Origin of the sequence: Pseudomonas sp. R5-89-07, from assembly GCF_003851685.1 — a bacterium.
Taxonomy (GTDB): Bacteria; Pseudomonadota; Gammaproteobacteria; order Pseudomonadales; family Pseudomonadaceae; genus Aquipseudomonas.
In genome coordinates this window covers 254,696-277,924 of record NZ_CP027727.1, presented here as the reverse complement: position 1 = coordinate 277,924, position 23,229 = coordinate 254,696, and the positions used below count along the sequence as shown (strand labels likewise).

At 61.2% G+C, this 23,229-nt stretch carries 20 protein-coding genes; 3 read left to right on the top strand and 17 right to left on the bottom strand.

Annotated elements, in window-relative coordinates; all coding sequences use genetic code 11:
- Positions 1-273: 273 nt before the first annotated feature.
- The 3 genes from C4J94_RS01185 to C4J94_RS01175 are packed head-to-tail and all read right to left on the bottom strand — an operon-like array spanning position 274 to position 5,476.
- Complete coding sequence (locus C4J94_RS01185) at positions 274-3,330, bottom strand: efflux RND transporter permease subunit (RefSeq protein WP_124384626.1); 3,057 nt, start codon at positions 3,328-3,330, stop codon at positions 274-276.
- The gene (locus tag C4J94_RS01180) at positions 3,327-4,397 is read right to left on the bottom strand and encodes an efflux RND transporter periplasmic adaptor subunit (protein ID WP_124384625.1); all 1,071 of its coding nucleotides are present in this window, start codon (positions 4,395-4,397) and stop codon (positions 3,327-3,329) included. Before C4J94_RS01180 ends, C4J94_RS01185 begins: the two co-directional genes overlap by 4 nt.
- A complete protein-coding gene (locus C4J94_RS01175) occupies positions 4,394-5,476 on the bottom strand; it encodes an efflux RND transporter periplasmic adaptor subunit (RefSeq protein WP_124384624.1) in 1,083 nt (360 codons plus the stop codon). Before C4J94_RS01175 ends, C4J94_RS01180 begins: the two co-directional genes overlap by 4 nt.
- A gap of 121 nt (positions 5,477-5,597) precedes the next feature.
- Here C4J94_RS01175 and C4J94_RS01170 point away from each other — a divergent pair, with 121 nt between their 5' ends.
- Positions 5,598-6,758, top strand: a complete 1,161-nt coding sequence (locus tag C4J94_RS01170) for an AAA family ATPase (protein ID WP_124384623.1) — start codon at positions 5,598-5,600, stop codon at positions 6,756-6,758.
- A 120-nt stretch (positions 6,759-6,878) separates the two neighbouring features.
- Here C4J94_RS01170 and C4J94_RS01165 read toward each other — a convergent pair whose 3' ends face one another.
- From C4J94_RS01165 to C4J94_RS01110, 12 genes are all read right to left on the bottom strand, one after another.
- Positions 6,879-7,733: a transporter substrate-binding domain-containing protein gene (locus C4J94_RS01165; RefSeq protein ID WP_124384622.1), complete on the bottom strand. Its 855-nt coding sequence runs from the start codon at positions 7,731-7,733 to the stop codon at positions 6,879-6,881.
- Positions 7,730-8,506 (bottom strand): amino acid ABC transporter ATP-binding protein, encoded by a 777-nt coding sequence (locus C4J94_RS01160; RefSeq protein ID WP_124384621.1) that lies wholly within the window; start codon positions 8,504-8,506, stop codon positions 7,730-7,732. The genes C4J94_RS01165 and C4J94_RS01160 overlap by 4 nt, the downstream gene beginning before the upstream one ends.
- Positions 8,503-9,162, bottom strand: coding sequence for an amino acid ABC transporter permease (locus C4J94_RS01155; RefSeq protein WP_124384620.1), 660 nt, complete (start codon positions 9,160-9,162; stop codon positions 8,503-8,505). Before C4J94_RS01155 ends, C4J94_RS01160 begins: the two co-directional genes overlap by 4 nt.
- Positions 9,143-9,808, bottom strand: a complete 666-nt coding sequence (locus tag C4J94_RS01150; protein ID WP_124384619.1) for an amino acid ABC transporter permease — start codon at positions 9,806-9,808, stop codon at positions 9,143-9,145. Before C4J94_RS01150 ends, C4J94_RS01155 begins: the two co-directional genes overlap by 20 nt.
- A gap of 228 nt (positions 9,809-10,036) precedes the next feature.
- Positions 10,037-11,446, bottom strand: coding sequence for a TcdA/TcdB catalytic glycosyltransferase domain-containing protein (locus tag C4J94_RS01145; protein ID WP_124384618.1), 1,410 nt, complete (start codon positions 11,444-11,446; stop codon positions 10,037-10,039).
- A 280-nt stretch (positions 11,447-11,726) separates the two neighbouring features.
- Positions 11,727-12,509: a MetQ/NlpA family ABC transporter substrate-binding protein gene (locus C4J94_RS01140; RefSeq protein WP_124384617.1), complete on the bottom strand. Its 783-nt coding sequence runs from the start codon at positions 12,507-12,509 to the stop codon at positions 11,727-11,729.
- A 107-nt stretch (positions 12,510-12,616) separates the two neighbouring features.
- The gene (locus tag C4J94_RS01135; protein WP_124384616.1) at positions 12,617-13,543 is read right to left on the bottom strand and encodes a sigma 54-interacting transcriptional regulator; all 927 of its coding nucleotides are present in this window, start codon (positions 13,541-13,543) and stop codon (positions 12,617-12,619) included.
- 46 nt (positions 13,544-13,589) lie between these two features.
- Entirely contained in the window at positions 13,590-14,171 is a 582-nt protein-coding gene (locus C4J94_RS01130) for an alpha/beta hydrolase (protein WP_124384615.1), read from the bottom strand.
- Between the two features lie 287 nt (positions 14,172-14,458).
- Positions 14,459-14,860, bottom strand: coding sequence for a biopolymer transporter ExbD (locus C4J94_RS01125; protein WP_010565408.1), 402 nt, complete (start codon positions 14,858-14,860; stop codon positions 14,459-14,461).
- 1 nt (position 14,861) lies between these two features.
- On the bottom strand, positions 14,862-15,584 hold the full coding sequence (locus C4J94_RS01120; RefSeq protein WP_124388903.1) for a MotA/TolQ/ExbB proton channel family protein: 723 nt from the start codon (positions 15,582-15,584) through the stop codon (positions 14,862-14,864).
- A gap of 25 nt (positions 15,585-15,609) precedes the next feature.
- On the bottom strand, positions 15,610-16,416 hold the full coding sequence (locus C4J94_RS01115) for an energy transducer TonB (RefSeq protein WP_124384614.1): 807 nt from the start codon (positions 16,414-16,416) through the stop codon (positions 15,610-15,612).
- Positions 16,417-16,654: 238 nt separating this feature from the next.
- Positions 16,655-17,080: a CesT family type III secretion system chaperone gene (locus tag C4J94_RS01110; RefSeq protein WP_124384613.1), complete on the bottom strand. Its 426-nt coding sequence runs from the start codon at positions 17,078-17,080 to the stop codon at positions 16,655-16,657.
- A gap of 188 nt (positions 17,081-17,268) precedes the next feature.
- On the opposite strand from C4J94_RS01110, the gene C4J94_RS01105 reads away from it, so the two are divergent.
- A complete protein-coding gene (locus C4J94_RS01105) occupies positions 17,269-18,543 on the top strand; it encodes a hypothetical protein (protein WP_124384612.1) in 1,275 nt (424 codons plus the stop codon).
- 60 nt (positions 18,544-18,603) lie between these two features.
- Here C4J94_RS01105 and C4J94_RS01100 read toward each other — a convergent pair whose 3' ends face one another.
- On the bottom strand, positions 18,604-19,455 hold the full coding sequence (locus tag C4J94_RS01100; RefSeq protein ID WP_124388902.1) for a LysR family transcriptional regulator: 852 nt from the start codon (positions 19,453-19,455) through the stop codon (positions 18,604-18,606).
- Between the two features lie 111 nt (positions 19,456-19,566).
- On the opposite strand from C4J94_RS01100, the gene C4J94_RS01095 reads away from it, so the two are divergent.
- The gene (locus C4J94_RS01095; RefSeq protein ID WP_124384611.1) at positions 19,567-20,766 is read left to right on the top strand and encodes a CynX/NimT family MFS transporter; all 1,200 of its coding nucleotides are present in this window, start codon (positions 19,567-19,569) and stop codon (positions 20,764-20,766) included.
- Here the strand turns inward: C4J94_RS01095 and C4J94_RS01090 are convergent.
- The gene (locus tag C4J94_RS01090; protein WP_124384610.1) at positions 20,737-23,076 is read right to left on the bottom strand and encodes a TonB-dependent receptor; all 2,340 of its coding nucleotides are present in this window, start codon (positions 23,074-23,076) and stop codon (positions 20,737-20,739) included. The two genes, C4J94_RS01095 and C4J94_RS01090, sit on opposite strands and share 30 nt — an antisense overlap.
- Between the last annotated feature and the right edge of the window lie 153 nt (positions 23,077-23,229).

The window sequence follows — 23,229 nt, the reverse complement described above, 5'->3', positions numbered from 1 at the left end:
CGACAGTGGAAGCCGCAGAGTAAAACACCCGGCGGTTGGCCGGAGCGCCAAGCGTCAATTCAGGAAGTTTCCCACTGTGCAAAAGTCCTGTGGACTTTCAATTGAGGGCGGGGGCTTGCGCTAATGCCGATCCGTTAAGGCGACACCGTACCCGTGGCGAGGGAGCTTGCTCCCGCTGGACTGCGCAGCAGTCCCATTGTTTGGGTCCGCTTCGCGGCCCAGCGGGAGCAAGCTCCCTCGCCACAGGTTACTGCTCGCCCCCCTCCCACATGTTTAACCGCGTTCTTCCTGTTTTGGCTCGCGGATCTTATACCAGGCCACATACAGCGCCGGCAGGAACAGCAAAGTGAGCAGCGTCGCAATGATGATCCCGCCGATCATCGCGTACGCCATCGGTCCCCAGAACACTTCCCGCGCAATCGGGATCATGCCCAGGCTCGCCGCCGCCGCTGTGAGCAGAATCGGCCGGCGTCGGTGCTCGGTCGCTTCCACCACCGCATCCCATGGCGAATAGCCCGCCACTTCATACTCGTGAATTTGCGTGACCAGAATCACCGAGTTGCGGATGATGATGCCGATCAGCGCCAGGATGCCCAGGATCGCCACAAAGCCCATGGGCGTGCCCGTAGGAATCAGCGCCAGCACCACGCCAATCAGCCCCAGCGGCGCGACACTCGCCACCAGGAACATCTTCTGCACGCTGTGCAGCTGGATCATCAGGAACGTCGCCATCAAAAACAGCATCAGCGGCACCACGCTGGCAATCGGGCCCTGGGCCTTGCCGCTTTCTTCCACGGTACCGCCGGTGGCGACCTTGTAACCCACCGGCAGGCCGTCGCTGAACTTCTGGATAGTCGGCGCCAGCTGCTTGACCAGGTCGGTGGGCTGCATCTCATCGCGTACCGCGGCCTTGATGGTGATGGTCGGCTTGCGGTCGCGACGCCATACCAGCGGCTGCTCCAGCTCGTAGCGCACGGTCGCGAACGCCAGCAACGGGATCGAGGTGCCGTTGGGCGTGACGATCTGCAGGTTCTGCAAGGTTTCCGGCGTACCGCGCTCGGCGTCTTCGGCGCGGCCGACCACGTTGATCAGGTAGATATCGTCGTGCACCTGGGTCACCGAGGCGCCGCTGACCACGCTGTTCATCAACTGCGCCACGTCTTCGGACGACAGCCCCAGTTGCCGCGCCTTGTCCTGAGCGATATCCACGCGCAGCACTTTGCCCGGCTCGTTCCAGTCGTAGATGATTTCCCCCAGGTGGGTGTTCTGGTCGAGCAAGGTCGCCAGTTCGATGGCGTGCTTGCGCACCTGGTCGGTGTCTTTGCCCGACACGCGATACTGGATCGGCCGCCCGACCGGCGGGCCCATTTCCAGCGGCTGCACGAAGCTGCCGATGCCGACAAAATCATCGCGCAGGCGTTTCTGCAGGCGCGTGATCAACTCGCCGCGCTCCTCCAGGCCCTTGCTCACGATCACCAGCTGCGCGTAGTACGGGTTCTCCAGCTGCTGGTCCAGCGGCAGGTAGAAACGGATCGCGCCCTGGCCGATGTAGGTGCTCCAGCGCGCGATGTCCGGGTCGTCCTTGATGATGGCTTCAAGGCGGTCGACGGCTTTGCGCGTTTCATTGATCGAGGCGTTCTGCGGCAGGTTCAGGTCCACCAGGATTTCCGGGCGATCCGAGGACGGGAAGAACTGGTTCTGCACGAACTGCATGGAAAATACCGAGGCCACGAACAACCCCACGGTAATGCCGATGGCCCACCAGCGGTTGCGCATGGCCCAGAGCATGCCGCCATTGAAGGCACGGCCGATGCGCCCAGGCTCGGCGCTGTGCGGTTTAACATTGGCGCTGAGGATATGCATGCCGATAACCGGTGCAAACAGCACCGCTACCACCCACGACACCAGCATCGCCACGGCGATCACCGCGAACAAGGTGAAGGTGTACTCGCCCGCCGAGCTTGCGTTGAGGCCAATCGGCACGAAACCGGCCACGGTCACCAGCGTACCGGTGAGCATCGGGAATGCCGTGGAGGTGTAGGCGTAAGTCGCCGCCTGCTCCTTGGTTTCGCCTTTTTCCAGGCGTGTGATCATCATCTCCACGGTGATCATCGCATCGTCCACCAGCAGGCCGAGGGCGATGATCAAGGCGCCCAACGACACCCGCTGCATGGTGATGCCGCTGTATTCCATAAACACAAACACCAGTGCCAGCACCAGCGGAATCGAGCACGCCACCACCAGCCCGGCACGCATGCCCAGGCTGATAAAGCTCACCACCAGCACGATGATCACGGCTTCGAACAACGCACTGGTAAAGCCGCCGACGGCCTCCTCCACCACTTCGGCCTGGTCCGAGACCTTGTGCACGCCCACGCCCACCGGCAAGTCGGCGGTCAGCTCATCCATGCGCCCGTGCAGCGCCTTGCCGAACGACTGGATATTGCCGCCCTTCTGCATCGCAATGGCCAGGCCGATCGCCGGCTTGCCATTGAAACGGAACATCGGCCGCGCCGGGTCGACGTAGCCACGGCTGATGTCGGCAATGTCGGCCAGGCGATAGAAGCGGTCGTTGAGGCGCAGGTTGACGTTGGCCAGATCCTTCTCGGAGGCGAACTGCCCCGAGGTGCGCACGGAAATCCGCTCCGGCCCGGCCTCGATCACACCGGCGGGCGTCACCGCGTTCTGCGATTGCAGGCTTTGCACCACCTGGCGCTGGTCGATACCCAGGGCCGCCAGTTTGCGCGTGGAAAAATTCAGGTAAATCACTTCGTCCTGCTGGCCGATCATCTCGACCTTGCCCAGCCCCGGCACCGAACGGATTTCGGCGCGCACCTGCTCTACGTAGTCGCGCAACTGGCGCATCGACAGGCCGTCGCCGGTAAAGGCGTACACCGAGCCGAACACATCACCGAACTCATCGTTGAACGACGGCCCCTGCAGGCCCTGGGGGAAGGTGCCGCGAATATCGTCGATCTTCTTGCGAACCTGGTACCAGATCTCGGGGATGGCCTTGGCGCTGGTGGTGTCCTTGAGGAACACGAACACCGTGGACTCGCCCGGTCGGGTGTAGCTTTTGACGTAATCGAGGGAGTCGAGCTCTTCGAGTTTTTTCTCGATGCGGTCGGTGACCTGCTTGAGGGTTTCTTCCTGGGTCGCGCCCGGCCAGCGGGTCTGGATCACCATGGTCTTGATGGTGAACGAAGGGTCTTCCTCGCGGCCCAGGTTCATGTACGAGAACACGCCCATCAGCAGCGCGACGAACATCAGGTACCAGACGAAGGACTGATGCTTGAGGGCCCAGTCGGATAAGTTGAAGCTGCCTTTCATCGCGGGCTGTCCTCGTCGATTTTGACTTTTTGCCCGGCTTTCAGGCTGTTCACACCGGCGGTGACGATGCGCTCACCGGGCTTGATACCCGCGCTCAGCAGTGCGCTTTTGGTGTCACGGCTGACGACTGTGACGTCACGCGGCTGCACCGTCTGGCTCTGGGTGTCGAGCAGCCAGATGCGGGTCTTGCCGTCGACTTCCTGCAACGCGCTCAGGGGCAACTCGATACGCGGCGCAATGGCGCTGCTCAAGGTCACGCTGATGGCCGTGCCCAGGCGAAACGCGGCGGGCGTCTCGGTCAGGGTCAAGCGCGCGCGACGGGTGCGCGTGGCGCTTTGGGCCTGGGGCTCGATCTCGCGCACGATGGCGGTGGTCTGCACGCTGGGGTCCAGTTGCCCGGCCACCAGGAACACCACGTCCGCAGGCAGGCGCTCGGCCAGGCCGGCAGGCAGGTCGATCACCGCTTCCTTGATGTCCGGGCGGGCCAGGGTCACCACTTGCTGGCCGGCGCTGACCACCTGGCCGGCCTCGGCATTCCAGGCGGTAACGATGCCGGCGTGGTCGGTGCGCAGTTCGGCGTAGTTGAGCTGGTCCCGGGCCTGATTGACCGAGGCGCGGGCCTGATCGAGGCTCGCCTGGGTAGTTTTCAGGTCGGTCTGGGCCACGTCGAGCTGAGCCTGGGCGCCGACGCCACGGTTGAACAGCTCTTGCTGGCGGCGTGCATTGGCCTGGGCATTGATGAACTGCGCCTGCACGCGGGCCAGGTCGCTCTGGGCTGCGCGCAACTGGTTCTGCTGGTCGGTGGGGTCGAGGACGGCAAGCAAGGCGCCCTTCTCCACCTCGGCGCCCACGTCCACAGCGCGGCGAGCGATACGGCCAGGTACGCGGAAACCCAGGTTACTTTCGTAGCGCGCCTGAATGGTGCCGGCAAAGCGACCGAGGTTTTCCTGGTCTTCGGCCTTCACTTCCATAGACAGCACCGGGCGCACCGGTTCGGGTGGCGCTTCTTCCTTGGAGCAGGCCACCAGCAACAGGCCGGCGGCGAGGATAACCGTCAGTTGCTTCATGGCTGCGCTCCTTGCTGGGCAATCTCGACAAGCATGCCGGGGTGCAGCAACTGCCCGCCGGCCACCACGACTTTTTCGCCGCCTTTGAGGCCATCGCCGATAATCACCTTGCCGGTGAGGTAGCGTGCCACCGTCACCTTGTGCAGCTGCGCCTTGCCCTCGCCGTCCACCAGCCACACGGCCGGTTCGCTGAGGTCTTTGGTCAGGGCCGACCACGGCAACTCGATGCTGGCCTTGGCCGGGCCATTGGCGGTGGCGCTCACCACCGAGCCCAGCTCCATGCCTTTGGGCAGGCTTTGCAGGGCGATCTTCACTTGCACGGTGCCGGTATTGGCGGCCACGGCAGGGGTGACTTCACGCACCTTGCCCTGGGCCTTGATGCTTGGGTTGTCCAGCAGGCTGACGGTGATCGGCGCATCCGGCGGCGGTTCCACCAGCAGCGACTCGTAAACGTTGAACACCGCGTCGCGTTCGCCATCGCGGGCCAGACTGAAGATCGGCACGGTGGCCTGTACGACCTGGCCGACTTCCGCCTGGCGCGCCGTGATAATGCCCGGCGCATCGGCGATCAAGGCGGTGTAGCCAAGTTGTTCACGGGCATTGGCCAACTGGGCCTGGGCGGCGGCCAGCGCACTCTGGCTGCTGCGCAAGGCGGCCTGGGCGGCGTCGTATTCGCTGCGGCTGGTGTAGCCCTTGGGCAAAAGTTTTTCCTGGCGCACGAAGGCGGCAGCCGTTTGTTTGACCCGCGCCTGCTCGGCCACGACCTGGGCCTGGGCGGAGTCAACGTTGGTCTGCAGGTCCTTGGGGTCGAGCTTGGCCAGCACTTGCTTGGCCGTCACTCGATCACCGACGTCGACCATGCGCTGGATGATCTTGCCACCCACACGAAAGGACAAATCGGTTTGCACCCGCGCCTGGATATCCCCGGTGAGCGTGACCGCGGCAGCGAAATCCGCCGGCTGCACGGTTTGCACGAAGACTCGGGAATGGGCCTTGGGTTCGGCCTTTTCCTGACCACAGCCGCCAAGCAGTGTCAGTAGGCCAAGTCCGAACAAAACTGTGGAAATGCGACCGCCCATGCAGGCTCCTTTTGCGTGATGCTGACGTGCCAGTGTGTATGCGACTGTGAGCTTAGTTGAGGGTTCCTTATCTGCCTGCAGGATCCCATACTTCAAGGGTTCCCATACCGACTCAATTGCCATGCTCAAGACCCTCGCGGTGGCCAATTACCGCTCGATCAATAAATTGGTGGTGCCCCTGGACCGACTGAACCTGGTCACCGGCCCCAATGGCAGCGGCAAATCCAACCTGTATCGCGCCCTGCGCCTGTTGGCCGAGACTGCCCAGGGCGGGGTGATCAATGCGCTGGCCCGCGAAGGCGGGCTGGACTCGACTTTCTGGGCCGGGCCGCAAATCATCAGTCGGCGCATGCACAGCGGTGAAGTGCCAATCGAATCCAGCGTGCGCCAGGGTGTCAAGCGCCTGCGCCTGGGGTTCGCCGCCGAAGACTTCAGCTACGCGATCTCCCTGGGTTTGCCGGAACCCAGCGAATCGTTTTTCAGCCTCGACCCAGAGGTGAAGAAGGAATGCATCTGGGCCGGGCACGTCTACCGCCCCGCCAGCCTGCTGGTGCAGCGTTCCGGGCCGATGGTGCGCGCTCGCGAAGGCCGGTCGTGGGATGTGCTGGCCCAGCACACGCCGAATTATCACAGTCTGTTCGACCAGGTCGGCAATTTGCGTGGCTCGCCGGAAGTCCTGCTGCTACGCGAGAGCATTCGTGGCTGGCGCTTTTATGATCACTTTCGCAGCGACGTGGACGCGCCCGTGCGCCAGCCCCAGTTGGGCACGCGCACGCCGGTGCTGCATCACGACGGGCGTGATCTGGCGGCGGCGCTGCAGACCATTCGCGAGATCGGCGACCCAGATGCCTTGCACCGCGCCGTCAGCGATGCGTTCCCTGGCGCGCGCTTGAATATCCAGCCGTTGCAAGGCGCACGCTTTGCCATCGAGTTCTATCAGGAAGGCTTGCTGCGGCCTTTGTCGGCGGCAGAGTTGTCGGACGGCACCTTGCGCTACCTGCTGCTGATCGCCGCGCTGCTGACGCCACGACCGCCGACCATGATGGTGCTGAACGAACCTGAAACCAGCCTGCATCCGGACCTGTTGCCCGCCTTGGCGCGCTTGATTGTCCAAACGTCGAAGCACTGCCAGGTGTGGGTGGTGTCCCATGCCAGCCGCTTGATTGCGGCTTTGCAGCAGGATGAGGGGTGTCATTCGATTGTGCTGGAAAAGGTGCTGGGGGAAACGCGGATTGTGGGCCAGGGCATGCTGGATGCGCCGGCGTGGCATTGGCCGGAATAGGGGGTGACTGTACTGGCCTCATCGGGGGCAAGCCCCCTCCCACACTGGATTGGGTTCACAAGTCGTCCTGATATGTGAATGCATTCAAATGTGGGAGGGGGCTTGCCCCCGATAGCTTTATCAGCCCTGCCACTTGCCCCCTTCGACAATCACACTCTCAGGCTTGGTGTCATCGCTCAGTTCTTTGCGCACATACTGGTCGTACAGCTTGAGCAGAAACTTCTCCTCGCCCAACTTGGCCAATTCCGCATTCACCCAGTCGCGCAATTCGATGTTGCCCTTCTTCACCGCCGGGGCAATCGGTGCTTCATCGCCGAGTTTCTGCTCCAGCACGCGGTAGCCGGGGTTCTGCTTGGCCCAGCTGAACAGCACCAGGTTGTCCTGGGCGTAGGCATCGCCACGGCCGGCCGACAGCGCTTGCAGCGACTCGGAGTTTTTCTCGAACTTAAGCAGCTTCCAATCCGGGTGGTTCTTGGTCAGCCAGATGTCGGCGGTGGTGCCGGTGGTGACGATGGTGGTGCGGGTTGCCAGGTCATCCAGACTCTTGACCGGGCTGTTGTTCGGCACCAGCGCCTGTACCGCCACTTTCAGGTTGGGGTTGGTGAAGTCCACCGCTTCCTTGCGCTCAGGTGTCACGGTCATGTTCGCCAGGATCAGGTCGACTTTGTCGCTTTGCAGGAACGGAATGCGGCTGGCCGGCTCCACGGCAACGAACTCGACTTTGTTTTCATCGCCCAACAGGTCCTTGGCGAATTGGCGGCCGATGTCGGTATCGAAGCCGACGTAGCGGCCCGCCTCGTTGACGAAGCCGAACGGCGGCTTGTCGGTGAACACGCCGACGATCAGCTTGTCGCGTGCCTTGATCTTGTCGAGCGCGCTCACCGCGGCGGCGGCAGGTTTGGTGGGCTCTTCGGCCTTCTTGTCGCAGCCGGCCAGTAACGCGACGGCCAGCAGGGGCAGCAGTAACTTTTTCATATCAGCTCCAGTTCCTTGATCTTTTTGGGCAGTGTTGAAACAAAGGAGAACTTCTCCAGGAACTGCTGCGCGCGTGCGGTTTGCGGGTTCGTAAAGAATGCCTCGGGGGTGTTGTGTTCGAGGATGCGGCCGGCCTCCATAAACACCACGCGGTCGGCGACGGCGCGGGCGAAGGCCATTTCGTGGGTGACGATCAGCAGGGTCATGCCATCGCGGGCCAGGTCCTGGATGACTTCCAGCACTTCCTTGACCATCTCCGGGTCGAGGGCGGCGGTGACTTCATCGAACAGCATGACCTGCGGGTTCATGCACAACGAGCGGACGATGGCGATGCGCTGCTGCTGACCGCCGGAAAGCTGGCGGGGAAAGGCGTCGCGCTTGTCGGCCAGGCCGACGCGTTCGAGCAGTTTTTGCGCCTGCTCGCGGGCTTCACGCGGGTCTCGCTTCTGCACTTTCAACGGGCCGAGCAGAATGTTGTCGAGCACGCTCATGTGCGGGAACAGGTGGTAGCTCTGGAACACCATGCCGATGTCCTGGCGCACCTGGCGCCAGTCGGTGTGCTTGTCCAGCAGCTCTTTGCCGGCGAAGCGCAAGTGCCCGCTCTGAGCCACTTCCAAACCATTGAGGCAGCGCAGCAAAGTACTTTTGCCGCAACCGCTGGGGCCGAGTATCACCACCACTTCGCCGCTCTGCACACTCAGGTCGATGCCCTTGAGCACCTGGTGTTCGCCGAAGAATTTGTTGAAACCCTGAAACTCGATCAATGCGCTCATACTTGGGCCCAGCGCCGTTCCAGCACCTTGGAGGCGGCCGACAACGGGTAGCAGATAAAGAAGAAAAACAGGAACAGCGCGCCGTAGATCAATACGGACTCATAGGTGCGCTCGATGATTTGCTGGCCGACCTTGATCACATCCACCACGCCGATCAGCACGGCCAGCGAGCTGGTCTTGATCAGGCGCGTGTACACATTGATGGTCGGCGGCGTCATGCGCTTGAGCGCTTGTGGCAACAGCACATAGCCATACAACTGCGGAGCGGACAGCCCGATCGACAAGCCGGCTTCGCGCTGGCCACGCGGCAGCGAATGCAGCGCGCCACGCACCACTTCGCCGACTTCACTGGCTCCCCACAACGACAACACCAGCACCGCACACCAGAAACTGGGAAGGCTCAGGCCGAAGAAAATCGGCAGGCCGAAAAACAACAGGTACAGCCAGACCAACACCGGGATCGCGCGAAACAGCTCCAGATAGACCCGCAGTAACACGTTGACCAGCCGGTTGTTCAAGGTGCGCAATACGCCATACAACACGCCGCCGACGGTGCTGAAGGCGATGCTCAAGAAGGAGATCGACAGGGTTTGCGCAGCGCCCTTGCCCAGTTGCGGCAACGACACCCACAACAGCTCAAGACCCGAACTGGCCATGCTGGAGCCTCCTTTCCACGCGGCTGAGCAACAGCGACAACGGCAGGAACAGCAGCACGCAAATCAGCGTCAATACGGCGAGCATTTCGTAGGTCTTGTAGTAGAGCGCGATGTAGCTCTTGGTGGTGTAGAGAATCTCCGGCACCGCCACCGCGGAGACCACTGTGGTCTCCTTGAGCAGAAAGATGAAATTGGCGAACAGCGCCGGCAGGCTGAGGATGCCGGCCTGGGGCAGGATCACGTGGCGCAGCAGTTGCCAGTCGGACAGGCCGATGGATTTGCCCGACTCGATCTGCGCCAGCGGCACCGCCTCCACGCCCGCGCGCAGCACTTCGGTGAGGTAGGCGCCGCCGAGAAAGGTCATGGTGATAATCGCCGCCCAGAACCCGGAAATATTCAAGCCCAGGGCCGGCAGCGCGAAATACACGAAAAACAGTTGGATCAAAAGCGGCGTGTTGCGCGCCAGCTCCACATACAGCGCCACCAGACGCGACAGGTAGGGCGTGCGAAACACCAGCAGGGCCGCGTTGATCAGCGCCACCAGCAAGGAGGTAGCAATGGCGATCAGGCCCACTTGCAGCGTCACCCCGACCGCTTTGAAAAACGCCGGCAGGGTGCTAAGGATAAATGCGAAATCGAAGGTCATGTGCAGTCCAAATCGCCGCATGGATAATGCCGCGAGCGCAGTCCGTTCCGGCGTGGATAACGTCGGGTAGCGCGAACTTTAAAGGTATAAAAAGCAAAGTTTAAATACCGAAATAGCATATTGATATCACCCAAAAAGCTAACCTCTTCGGGCGAATGCTTAACCGAGCGCAAGGCAGGAACGCGTCGATAAAAAAGCCTCGCCGGCGGGCGAGGCTTCCAACACTATTTAGCCCCTCTTCAGCTTGTCGGCCTGGCCGCCACCAGCCATTGCCTTGGTAGCGCTGTTTTGTTGCTCTTCGGTCTCAAAATTGACGTAGTTGTCGGGGAATTTGAAATGGGAGTCCACGAGCTTCCAGTACTCTTCGTTTTGCGGCTTTGCTTTGTCCCATATCCGATCAGCCAGAGAGTGGGCGTCGTTGCGCACCAGATCCGGCCGCCCCTTCGCTTGCTGTATCACTTTGTCGACGTGCCCGCGTAATGCATTGGGGCCGGTGGTTTCAATCGTGCTCTTGTTCGGACGACTGAAGTAACGGTCACCGCTGTACTCATTGCCCTTCATGGAACGATACTTTTCTCCGATGTCCTCAATCAGGCTAGACAGCATTGCACTCTGGGCATGGCTGGAAAACAAGGCGTTGGCGAAATAGGGCGTGGCGCTGCCCTTTGCGTCATTCTTGCCTTCAGCCATCCCGACCAGCATCAAGTCGGGATGGGCATGCAACGCACCATCGAGTGGTTGCACGCTCTCCAGATCAATATCGGTATAGGTGCCCGCGTATCGATTGACAATTTCATAACGCGCCACGTCCGAGGCTGCGGCATAGCCGCCATTACGTCCGATAATCTCGTGTTGATAGACGTCTTGGTTCTGTAACCGGATATCCGAGGGATTGCTCAGGTCACGAATCTGCACGTTTTTTTGATCGGCATATCGCTCTTTCAAACTCCTCAGCGTACTTATGTCACGGGGAGGGTTACTCGCGTAACGGTCCCATGATTTTGTCGTCTGGTCCAAAATCACGGCTTCTGCTTGATAGAACTTGTCGTCGTTGCGCTGCACGTAACGCTCAAATCCGTCGAGTACCTGCCGAGCGTTAGCAGGCGTCACGTTTCCACCCTTGGGCAGAAGTAGCGCTTTCAACTGTGTGTTACCCGAAGCAGACAGTTCTTTGTTCAACTCGCTGATGACCTGTGACTGTTCTGCCGCTTTATGTTGCCTGGGATGTTCCGTCGTCACTTTGAGCTGGCTGAATAAACCGCGAATGGGGCGTTCTGATTGATAGCCTGGATAAATAGCTTCTGCTTTTGCCTGCGCGGACTTATTCATGGCGTAAGCATCAAACTGAGTGGAATCCACCCAAAGCATGACTTCATGGTTGGGATTCTTGGTTGCCCACTGACGCAAGTATTCATCCTGCTTGGCGCTTGGTTCCGAGCCCACCCATACCATATGGATATTGTTCGGGACGGGCTTGAATTCGCTTAGGGGATAGGTGGATTCAAAGCTCTTAGGGCTCTGGGGCTGGGCCGCTACCGGGCTCAGGCTTGGGGAGGTGGTGAGCGGTTGATGCGAAGAGACATGCTGAGTCATAACTATTGGCTCCAAAAAGCTGACAAAACTTGCCGGTGCCTCCATGCGTTAGTTCCTTCATCAACCCCAAGCGTGCGGGTAAAAAAACAAAAATACAAAAATACAAATGTAAGATTATTTAAGAAATATAAGCCGGCAAATAAAGAAGAAACTCAATGGAACTTATCCACAAACGAAACCAATAAACACCATTTAATGTAATGGGTATAAAGTTGCACTCCATCACTTAACACTTCACTTCGACGCACTGTATCTGCCACACAAAAAAACGCCGGCGCTGTATTAGCCACCGGCGTTGAAACCTTGAAGGGGGTTTTGACTTACATCAGAACGCTGGCACGACCGCGCCGTTGTACTTTTTCTCGATAAAGGCTTTGACTTCCGGACTGGTCAACGCTTTGGACAGTTTCTGAATAGCGTCGCTGTCCTTGTTGTCCGGGCGAGCAACCAGGAAGTTCACGTAAGGCGACTTGGCGTCCTCGATGATCAACGCATCCTTGGCCGGGTTCAGGCCCGCTTCCAGCGCGTAGTTGGTGTTGATCAGATCCAGGTCAACCTGGTCCAGCACGCGCGGCAGCAGGGCCGATTCCAGCTCCTTGAATTTCAGGTGCTTGGGGTTGCTGGCGATGTCTTTTGGCGTGGCCAGGGCATTGGTCGGGTCTTTCAGGGTGATCACACCGGCTTTCTGCAGCAGCAGCAGGGCACGGCCGCTGTTGGAGCCTTCGTTCGGGATAGCCACGGTGGCGCCATCCTTGAGCTCGGAGATATTTTTGATCTTTTTCGAGTAGCCACCGAAGGGTTCTACGTGCACACCGACAACCGTGACCAGGTTAGTGCCTTTGCCCTTGTTGAAGTTTTCCAGGTACGGCAGGGTCTGGAAGTAGTTGGCGTCCAGGCGCTTCTCGGCGACCTGCACGTTTGGTTGTACATAGTCGGTGAAGACTTTGATTTCCAGGTCCACGCCTTCCTTGGCCAGGGTTGGCTTGACCAGCTCAAGGATTTCGGCGTGCGGGATCGGGGTGGCGGCCACCACCAGTTTCTCGTTGGCCTGGGCGAAGCTGGCAGTCAGGGCAGCCGCCAGTGCGGTAAACAACAGAACCTTTTTCATGCAATGTCCTTCTAACGACCGTTTTTTATGTGGGGTGCCAGCGAAGTGCTATCGCGGCGTGGAGTGGACAATACCTAGATTTTTTATTCCCGAACAATATCTTTTATTCACGTTGATATTCCATTTTGCTCATACAGGAATTTACGCAGCGTCTCCTGCTCGGCGGGACTGGCGCTCGCGAAAATCCGCCGCACCTGCTCCAACGGCGAGCCGGCAACCGGCAGGTTCAGGTGCTCGGGCAGAATTTCGTCGCCGCTGCTCACCAGCAACGCAAAGTGAATGACGTTTTCCAGCTCGCGGGTATTGCCCGGCCAGCTATGGTGCTCCAGCACCCGCTGCGCAGCGTCGCTGATCAGCGGCACCGGCAGGTCCAGGCGCTGGCTGTAGATGCCAAGGAAGTATTCGGCCAGGGACAGGATATCGCCGACCCGCTCGCGCAGTGCCGGCAGGTCCAATTGACCTTCACTCAAATAATGAAACAGGCGCTCGTGGAACTTGCCCGCCGCCACAGCCTGGGCCAGGTCGATGCTGGTGGCCGCCACCAGGCGCACGTCCACCGGGCTTGGCTGCTGGGCGCCGACGCGGGTGACTTCGTGATTTTCCAGGGCGGCGAGCAATTTGACCTGGATCGGCAACGGCAGATCGCCGATTTCGTCCAGGTACAGGGTGCCGCCATTGGCCGAGCCGAACCACCCGGCCCGGCTGCTCGCCGCGCCGCTATGGCTGCCGGCGGCATAGCCGAACAATTCGGCATCGGCGTAGGTCGGGCTGATCGCGCCGCAGTTGACTGACACAAACAGGCCCGTGCGATCACTACCACGGTGGATATGCCGCGCCAGCAGCTCCTTGCCGCTGCCCGTCTCGCCACGAATCAACACGGGCAATGCGCGCGGTGCGAGGTTTTCCAGGTCTTCGCGCAGCTGCCGCGAACGCGGGTCGACGAACACCAACGCCTTGGCGCGGATGCTCAGCGGGCTTTTTTCGGCATCGGGAAAGGTCAGCAAAGGCTGGCCGTAGGTTTCATGCAGACTCATGGCAGACTCCCGCCCCATCCGCTCAGGGACGGGGCGTTGAAATGTTTTATGCAGTGCGCCGAGCGTGATGCTCGAGGCGATTTTGCAGGCGGTAGAGGTAGGCGAAACCCTGTTCCCAACGCTGGTGGCCGGACTTCACATTGATATGCCCGGCGCCCGACAAAAATCCGGCTTCGGCGCCCCACTGGCGCGCCAGCTCCAACGCACGCGGCGCGCTGACGGCGCTGTCGTTGTCAGAACTGACCACCTGGCTGGGAAACGGCAGCAGGTCGCGAGGAATCGGCGCGAAGTTGCGCAGGGCGGGCGCGCATGCCGGGCGTTCCACGTCCGCCGGGGCCACCAGCAAGGCACCGCGCACCTGACGCAGGAAATGCACAGGCGCGGTGGCCGCCCAATGCGCCACGGTGATGCAACCCAAGCTATGGGCGATCAGGATCACCGGCGTGCTGTCGGCGGCGATGGCCTCGGCCAGTGCGGCCACCCAGTCTTCGCGGCGCGGGGTGAGCCAGTCATCCTGCTCAACGCGCGCGCTGTTGGGCAGGCTGTTCTGCCAGTGACTTTGCCAATGATTTTCTGGCGATCCTTGCCAGCCCGGCACGATCAGGTAACGAATCGACTCGCTGTGCATGGGTGTGCCCTCCTGCAGCGTTTAACGTTGCTGACCAGTATAGGGATGAGGGTTATATTCGTTAAGGAATAAGAAGCTATTTATTAATAACCAAATATCAAAATCAATAATGATCAAATGTGGGAGGGGGCTTGCCCCCGATAGCAGTGTGTCAGGCAGCACATCTGACACTGACACACCGCCATCGGGGGCAAGCCCCCTCCCACATTTATCTCATCGGCGATCCAAAAAAAAAGGCCGCACCCTGCCAAGGAAACGGCCCAAAAATCGTCGAGGCTTTGTTGCGATCAGCGCGCGGTTATCACCGACAGCTTGGTAATCCCCGCACGCTCGATAGACGCCATGGCTCGCGCCACTTCGCCGTAGTTCACTCCATCGTCCGCCTGCAGTTGCACCCGCACATCGGGGTCCTTGGCCTTGGCCGCCTGCAGGTTGAATTCCAGCAGGTCCGGCTGGATCTCGTCCTTGTTGATAAACAGCTTGCCGGCACCGTCGATGCTCACCACCAACGGGTCTTTCTGCTCGACCGGGGCGACGGCCTCGGTCTTGGGCAAGTTGATGGGAATGGCGTTGGTGAGCAGCGGCGCGGTGACGATAAACACCACCAGCAGCACCAGCATCACGTCCACCAGCGGCGTGACGTTGATCTCGCTCAGCACCTCATCACTGTCTTGGGTGGAAAAGGCCATCTCAGGACGCCTCCTTCACTTTTTGCGGGCTGCCAGCGCCGGCTTTGTTCAGCGCCGGGTGCAGCAGCACACGGAAGGCGTTCTTTTGCGCCAGGCTGTAGAAGTCGTGGGCAAAGTCATCCAGATCGGCAGCCGTCAGCTTCAGACGGCGCAGGAAATAGTTGTAGACCAGCACCGCCGGCACCGCGACGGCGATCCCGACACCCGTCGCGACCAGTGCCGCGCCGATGGGCCCCGCCACCGTTTCCAGGCTGGCCGAACCGGCGGCGCTGATGCCCTTGAGCGCTTCCATGATGCCCCACACGGTGCCGAACAAGCCGATAAACGGCGAAGTGCTGCCGATACTGGCGACTACGGCAAGCCCGGTCTCCAGAGAACGGCGCTCACGCACGATCTGCTGGCGCAGGGCACGCTCGAGGCGGTCCTGATGATTGATGGCCTGGCTCAGGTCAGCCGCGTGCTGGGTGTCGCCGACCTGGATCGCGGCATAGCCGGCGTGGGCCACTCGGGCAGCTGCGCCTGGTTGGGTTTCGGCCAATTCGGCGGCAGCGTCGAGGCTCGAGGCGGCCCAGAACTGTTTATGAAACCTGCGATCCTGGGCCTTGAGGCGCCCGAACTGCACGCCCTTCAACAACGCCAAGCCCCAGGTGGCGACCGAAAAGGCCACCAGCAGCCAGATCACCGCGCTTTCGATGGATTCAAGTGGAGATGCCAAAGCCATGATGTCTTCCCTCTGTGCAGCTGAATAATTAATGAATCTTGAAATCGATCGGTACGCTGACCCAGCCGTCCTGTGCCACTTCACCCTGCTTGGCCGGTACGAAGCTCCAGCGCTTCACGGCGGCCAGTGCGGCGTCGTCGAGTTGCTGGCGACCGCTGCTTTTCTGGATCTGGATCTCTCCCGGCTTGCCGCTGGCCAGTACGTGCACCCGCAACAACACGGTGCCTTCCCAACCGCGACGCTGGGCCAGTGACGGGTATTCCGGCGCCGGGTTCTTCAGGTACGCGGCGTTCGCCGAAGCGGGCGTTACCGGGGCCGGCGCCGGTGGTGCAACCGGTGCCGGGGGCGCGGGCACAGGCGGCGCGGGCGGCTGTTCAATCGCCTTGGGTACGGGCTTGGGCTCAGGTTTGGGCACAGGCTTGGGTTTGGGCTTGGGAATTGGTTTTGGTGGTGCCGGCTTGGCGGCCAGTTCGTCCACCACCGGCGGCGGCGGCTCGACCACCGGAGGTGGTGGCGGCACGGGCGGTGGTGGCTCGACCACGGGCGGCGCGGGCCGCGAAAATTCGATGGTCATCGGCGGAATTTCCGGTGGCACCACTGGCAGCACCGGGGTGGGCTTCTGGCTCACCCAATAGATCACCGCGCCGTGCAAGGCCAACACCAGCAAGCCCAACAGCACGCCCTCGCGCCGGCTGGAAAAGCGCTTGGGGGTCTGCTGCAGGCGCAATTGCCCCAACGGCGCCCGATGTGGCCGGCCAAGGTCGACCAACTCACCGCTCGGTGCCTGGCGCCCTTGCGCCTCGGGTGCACGAGCAGCGGTCTGGACATTGCCCATTGATTCACTCCCTACGGTGTTCAAATCCAAAAAAACCGACAGGCCTGCTTGAAAAGCCGTCGAGGACTGAATCATCAGGGCCGCACACTTATCCCTTAAAGCAATATTTAAAGTTATATATAGATCAAAATAGAATAAAGAAACCCGACGAATCGCTCAAAGCCACGTCATTCAAGGCCTGCCGGCAAGACTTAATTTTTCTATGCTTTTCAAGCATGAAAAATATTCAGCGAAGGCATCATTGCGTAGACGTTGAACGTCCATGAGCACGATGGGATCCTGCGGTTGCAGCGAGCAGATCGCGCATGTCGAGCGCGGATTTCATGAAACCCGAGACCCAGTCACAAAAAATCAATTCGTTTAAAACCCTCTTCGGCATCAGGCTACACAGCCTCAACTCACCCAGTTCATCCAAGGCCAACCAGCAACCAGTGTGCGCGGCCCGTGGAAAATTCATCTCCAGAATCTGCCGCCAAGCCTGCGGCCCAGTGCACGCTCGCTCCATCCTGCAATGCAATAGCACACTGCCATCGCCGACAGGCATTTCTATGACAACCGTTTCTTGGTGTTGAGCATTGCCTAATACGCAAACACCTTCTTGCAAGGAAAACGCCCCTCTATATCGTTGGCTCAAAGCCGCCATCAACACTTCATCCCCGGCCATGGCCCCCCCTCTCAATCCATCTATTTCAGCGCGAAATACCGTCGACGAAGAGAGTGGCCGACAACGCGCAGAAGTTCCCTCGACGAGCTCAAGGTGCAGGACAGCTGTTATGAAAAAATCGTGAGCAAAGGAACCGCCTGTTTGGAACGGGACACTGATAAATGTCCCTATAACACAGGCGAAAAGTCATGCTCGTTAGTAACTCTCTGGATGTTTCGCGGCACAACAGCCATAGGCTGGAACGCGGCGCCGATATCACTACGCTCCACCAGATGCCAGCAGCGGAACGCCGCCTTGCGCCTCACAACGATTCATTGGTGGAAAGAGGCCGGCGCGGCACTGACCCTTCACCGGTCATGCAACTTTTTCCGGCGGCTACCGCATCCAGCGCGCCCGACAAGGATCAAGCGGCGGCGTTCGTCGACCCGGCCAGTCGTACGGAGGCAGGAGGGCACACTCGACAATTGGCGCTGCAACAGACAATTTCTGCCAGAGACCTTCTTTACCATCCAGGAGACACACTCCGCACTGAGCTGGGGCTGGCGGCGGGGAAGGCACACGAAATGCTCAGCCGGCTGGGGGATTTGCAAGCGCCGCTGGGCGGACACCTTTTCGGGGCTGAGGGGCTGATGCCTGGCGAAGGACCAAAAGCGCTGCTCGCCACACTCAAACGCCTAATGGATGACATACCTGCCGGCAGCAACAGCGCCACCGCGAAAGACCGCTCAATAATGATCGCGCTCATGGGTGACATTGGTGCAATTCTGGGCAGCACAACCACAGGCGTCGAGCGCACGCCAAAGCAGGATGAGGCCCTGCGGCTGGCTATTCCCGGCTTGCTGGGCCTGCCTTACCCGGCGGCCGAATCCCTTGCACCGACCAGCGCACTGGGAGGCTCGGCCAACATAGGGCCAGCCAAAAAACAGGAACGAATCAAACCACCGAATGCCCAGCCAGCTCGCACCGGCGTCCACAACTTGGGCAAACACGCGGACGATCTGCTGGGGATACAATCGAACAGGCTGCTCCCCAGCCGATGGGATGTGGCGCAGCTCAAGAAAGAGCGCGTGGACACTACTGTAGAGCCTCTGATAGCCCACATGTCCGGCACCCAGGCAGAAACCCTGGCGGTCTGGGACATGCTACGCGGGGAACAGAGGCCCTATACACGAGTGATGGACGGACTCAAGGAGCGTCCGTACCTTGCAAACGATCCCATGTCCCAGCTGCCCTCATCCGAGCGCGACGCCCGCTATGCGCGCGCCGCCGGCACTGCGGCGTTCCTGATCGGCAATGGTTATCACAGCGCCGTGGAAGTACTCGGGGGAACGCTGGCCTATACCGGTCAGGATGGACAATCGGTGGTCGGCCCCCGCCAGGACGCTGGTCATCTCTTCGGGCAAGGTGCCGCCACGCAACTCATCAGTGAGTTGCTCAATACGCAACGCGCCGCACAAGTCTGATCTTGAGTGCGTCCCCCCAATAAACGTTTTGCTGGGTGGTGACGCAGATATTGGAAAGCGTCAGATTGCATGATGTGCGCACAACGTCAGTAACTGACGCTGTAATGTCTGCCCTGCCGCGCCCAGGCCGCTGCGGCCATACAACGCCAATCGCACCCCCTGCACAGTCGGCAAACCACTGTAAGCGCCGAGGATGCGATGCCCGGATTGCACCACCCGCTCCGGTAACAGGCTGATGCCCAACCCCGCCGCTACCGCCGAACACACGCTGGCCAGGCTGGCGCTGGAGTAGCCGATGCGCCAGCGCCAGCCGCCCACCTCCAGGTGCTGCAGCATTTCATTGCGATACAGCCCGCCCACGGGGAAAGCCACCAGCGGCAAGGGGTCGCGACCCGCTACTGGCGTGCTCAGGCTGTCGACCCAACACAAAGGCTCCGGCCACGACGCTATGCAGTCGTCGCTGTCGCCCATCTGCTTGACCAGCAAAATGTCGAATTCACCGCCCCGGTACTGACGCTGCAATTCAGGGCCCAGGCCGCTGGTAACTTCCAGGCGCACCCGGGGGTAGGCGACCACGAATGCCGAAAGCAGCGGCATCAGGCGCTCGGCGGCAAAATCCTCCGGAACCCCGAGGCGTAACACACCGTCGCTTTGCTGGTTAACTAACACGTCGGCGGCCTCTTCATGCAACGCCAGAATGCGTCGCGCGTAGGCGAGCAAACGCTCCCCCTCGGCGGTAGCCATCACGCGGCGCTGGCCGCGATCGAGCAACTGGCACGCCAGCGTTTCTTCAAGGCGCCGGATCTGCTGGCTGACGGTGGACTGGGTCAAATGTAGGCGCTCGGCGGCGCGGGTGAAATTGCCGCAATCCACCACGGCGACGAAGCTGCGCAACAACACGGGATCGAACAAGGTCATGGCCATTCCGATTGCCACTGATTGGCATGGTTATATTTAATTTCAGAATACCCCAGCGGCTCGCCATACTCCCCGCCTCTTTTTTGCACATCCGGCAGGTCCTGCATGACGCTTAACCATTCGTTCGCGGGCAAGCTCGCAGGTTGGGGCCTCTTGGTTGTCCTCGGCCTCAACCTGCGGCCGATCCTCAGTTCCATCAGCCCGCTGCTCGGCGAGATTCGCCAGGCCACCGGCCTGAGTTTTCAGAGCAGCGCCCTGCTCACCAGCCTGCCGGTGGTGTGCATGGGCCTTGTGGCGCTGGTGGGCGTGCGTGTGGAAGCGCGGCTGGGCGAGCTGCGCGGGATTGCCCTGGGCCTGATGATGATTCTGCTGGCGTGCCTGGCGCGCTGGCTGCTGGGCCAGGCGTCGGCGCTGCTGGTGACCGCGTTGCTCGGCGGCGCGGGCGTGGCGCTGATCCAGGCGCTGGTGCCGGCGATGATCAAGCGCGAATTTCATCACCGCGTACCGGTGGCGATGGGCGTTTATTCGGCCTCGCTGATGGCCGGCGGCGGGCTGGCGGCGCTGCTCAGCCCGGTGGTGGCGACGCATTTCCAGCAGTGGCAGGCAGGGTTGGGGGTGTGGCTGTTGCCGGCGCTGGGGGCCTTGTTGCTGTGGGCATGGTTGCCCCTGGGCGCCGCCCGCAACACACAGGTCACACCCGCCTTCAAAGGCCTGCGCAATCGCCGCGCGTGGTTACTGGCGCTGTATTTCGGTCTGGTCAATTGCGGCTACATGAGCATGGTGGCGTGGCTGCCTGCCTACTATCAGCAACTGGGTTGGGGCGTGCTGCCCAGCGGCTCGCTGCTGGCGTTCATGACCATCTTCCAGGTGCTCGCCGCGCTGCTGATGCCGGTGCTGGCACAGCGCGGGATCGACCGTCGCCCGCTGCTGGGCATCAGCCTGTTGGCGCAGACCATCGGCTACCTCGGCCTGATCATCGCGCCACAGGAATTGCCCCATGTGTGGGTGGCCTTGTGCGGCTTCGGCCTGGGCGCGTGCTTCGCCCTGAGCCTGCTGCTGACCCTCGATCATCACCGCGACCCACGCCAGGCCGGCCAACTGGCCGCCTTCGTACAAGGCGTGGGCTTTTTGATCAACGCGGTTTCGCCGTGGCTGACCGGCTGGCTGCGCGAACTCACCGGCCACTTCGTCAGCGCCTGGATCGTACTGACCGTGACCGTGGTGGCGATGCTGCTGGTGACGCGGGTGTTCAGCCCGGCCACCTACCGCACCGGGCTAGAAGTCGTAGCGCCCGGTCACGCCTAGGGTGCGCGGGGCACCCAGCAGGCCTTCGTAACCGCCGTTGCCGCCGGTCCACAGGGTGGTGTAGTAGGTTTTGTCGAAGGCGTTTTTCAGCCACAACGACACATCCCACTGGCCCTGCTCGTAGTTGCCGCGCAGGCCGGTGGAGAGGTTGACCAACGCATAGGCGGGGATCTGCCCGAAGTCGGAATCTTCCACGGTACCCACCGCCTTGGAACGGAAGGCATAGCTGGCGGTGACGTAGGGTTCAAAGCCGTTATCCAGGTTCCATTTGTACTCGCCGTTGGCGTTGGCAATCCACTTCGACGCGCCCACCACCTGGTGCCCGGTGAGGTCGCAGGAGGCCGGTGCACCGGGGCGCAGGCTGACTTCCGGCGGGCATGGCGCGTCCTTGTACGACAGGTAGCTCACATCGTTGAACGAGCCGTTGAGATTCAGCGTCAGGCCTTTGATCGGCACCAGCGTACTTTCCACTTCCACACCCCGCGAGCGCACGGAGCCGGCGTTGGTGAGGTACTGCACGCGGTTGTCCTGGTCGTAGGCGTTGGTCTGGTAGCCGTTGACCTGGGTCCAGAACAGGTTGGCATTGAGCTGCAGGCGTCGGTCCCACAGCGTGCTCTTGAAACCCAGCTCGGCGTTGTTGGCGCGCTCGGTGCCGATCAACAGCGAGTCGGCCCCCGCCGTCGGCGCCGAGCCCACCGCCAGGTTGACGCCACCGGACTTCTCGCCGTGGGACAGCGTCGCGTAGCCCAGCAGGTTGTCGTTGAAATGATAACTGAGGTTGAGCAGCCCCGACGGCGTGGCGCTGTACTGCGTCAGGTCACCCGAGTCATACGCGCCGGTACGCCCGCGCCGCGCCGTGGCAGCAGCGCCAGTGACCGCAGCGCCACCCAGTGGTGCATTGCGGGTCACCCAGGCGCTTTTTTCTTCGTAGGTGCCGCGCAGGCCGGCGGTGAAATCCAGGCGCTCAGTCAAGTGCCAGGTGCCTTGGGCGAACAGCGCAAAACTGTCGGTGCGGATATGCCCGTTGCCCACGCTGCTGACATTGTTCAACGCGCCGGTCGGCGTGCCGTTCCAGATGTCCGCCTTGGGACCGTAATAGGCGAAGGACTTGTTATCCAGGTCGGAGCCGAAATAGTAAGCGCCGAGCACGTAGTCGAAGAACCCACCCTGGGGTGAGGCCAGGCGCAATTCCTGGGACCACTGTTTATCTTCCACCGAGACCCCGGCGTTATACGAGGCCGGCACGTTAAGCCCGTCATCGTTGCGCGGGGTGAAGTTCCACCAGCGGTAAGAGCTGACCGACGTCAGGGTGAAGTCGCTGGGCAAGGTCCAGTTGGCTTCCAGCGACGTTCCGCCCTGGAACACCGTGACGTGTTGATCGTTGTCCAGATTGACCTTGCGGTGGGTGCCGTCGACCAGCGTCGCGCCCGCGGCATTGGCCCTGGATTGGTAGAGGTTGGTGCCGTTGATGGTCGGCCCGGTGCTGTAGAGCACGCGGGTACCGGCGCTGGAGTCCTCCTCGTTGTAGTCACCGATCCAGCGCAGGTTGAATGCCTCGTTGGGCTTGTACAACAGTTGCCCGCGAAAGCCCTGGCGCGAACCGCCATTGAGGTCATGGCCGTCGTGCTCGTTTTTGATGTCGCCGTCATTGCGCGTGCGATAGGCCGAAAAGCGCCCGGCCAGTTCATCAGTCAGCGGCCCGGAAATCGTGCCCTTGGTCTGGAAATAACCGTCCTCGCCCAGCGAGGTTTCGATGCTGCGCTCCGGGGTGAAACTCGGCGCGCGGGTGCTGATATTGATCACCCCCGCCGTGGTGTTCTTGCCAAACAAGGTGCCCTGCGGGCCGCGCAGCACTTCAAGCTGTTCGATGTCCATGAGGTCGAACACCGCCATGCCGGGACGACCCAGGTAGACGTTGTCGATGTACAGCCCCACGCTGCCTTCCAGGCCATCGCTGGCCGGGTTGTTACCCAGGCCGCGAATCGACACGCTGGACTGGCGCGCATGCATATAGGCGACGTTGACGCTGGGCACCAGCTGCTGCAAATCCTGAATCTTGTACACCCGCTGACTCTCCAGCGCCTGGCCGCCGACCACACTCATGGGCGTCGGCACCGCCTGGGCGCTTTCGGTGCGCCGCCGTGCGGTAACCGTGACGGTTTCCAGCTGACCACTGGCGCTTTCGCCCGCAGGTGCCGGTTCGGCCGCATGGCTGGGCGTCCAACTGGCGCTGCCGGCAAGCAACACGGCCAGGGGCAGGCGCTTCAGCGTCCAGCGAGAGCAAGGTACAGCGGGCGTGAACAGACTCATAAGCGGCTCCGGAACCCCGGAATATCTAATTACCGATATTCCTTTAGGTTATTTATTTATGTTTTTACGAACATTTACTGCATAAGTGATAGCCTTTATAAGGAGTCGACCTAATGCATAGCCAATGCATTTCCCGGATATTTTTGATGTGAA